The sequence below is a fragment of the Corallococcus sp. AB049A genome (assembly GCF_003668885.1).
GTDB classification, from domain to species: domain Bacteria; phylum Myxococcota; class Myxococcia; order Myxococcales; family Myxococcaceae; genus Corallococcus; species Corallococcus interemptor.
Window position 1 is genome coordinate 1 of record NZ_RAWL01000907.1, and the last position, 590, is coordinate 590.

The 590-nt window shown below is 71.9% G+C and carries 1 protein-coding gene; it reads right to left on the reverse strand.

What is annotated here, in order from left to right; all coding sequences use genetic code 11:
* A partial coding sequence (locus D7X55_RS40170; protein WP_147470459.1) for a HAMP domain-containing sensor histidine kinase occupies positions 1-590 on the reverse strand: 590 nt, incomplete at both ends.

Consider the following 590-nt stretch of genomic DNA (forward strand, 5'->3'; position numbering starts at 1 on the left):
CCGCGTCCGCCTCCTCGAACACCCGCACGACCACCGGCGTCCCCGGCGGCGAGTAGCGCAGGGCGTTCTCCACCAGGTTCGTCAGGAGTTGATCCAACCGCTGCTCGTCCCACCGGCCCACCAGCGGCGCGTCCGGGACCTCCAAAGACAACAACCCCTCGCGCTCCGGACGCGTGGTCTGGATGCGCTCCATCACCTCGCGCGCCAGCGCGGCCAGGTCCATGGGCGCCACCGTCAGCGCGAAGCGCCCGGACTGCAACCGGGATACGTCCAGCATGTCCCCAATCAGCCGCGTCAGCCGGTCCACCTGCCGGTTCAGCCGCTCCAGGCTGGCGCGCTGCCGCTCGGGATTCGCCGTGCCGGACTCGGCCTGGCGGATGAGCAGCTCCAGCGTGGCCTTCAAGGGCGTCAGCGGCGTGCGCAGCTCATGGCTCGCCATGGACAGGAACTGGTCCCGGATGGCGATGGCCTCGCGCAGCTCCTTCTGGGTCCGGTCGATGCGCGCCGCCATGTCGTTGAAGCCGTCCGCCAGCTGCGCGACCTCGTCGTCGCCCCGGGCCTGCACCCGGGGCTCCAGCGCGGGCGTGCCC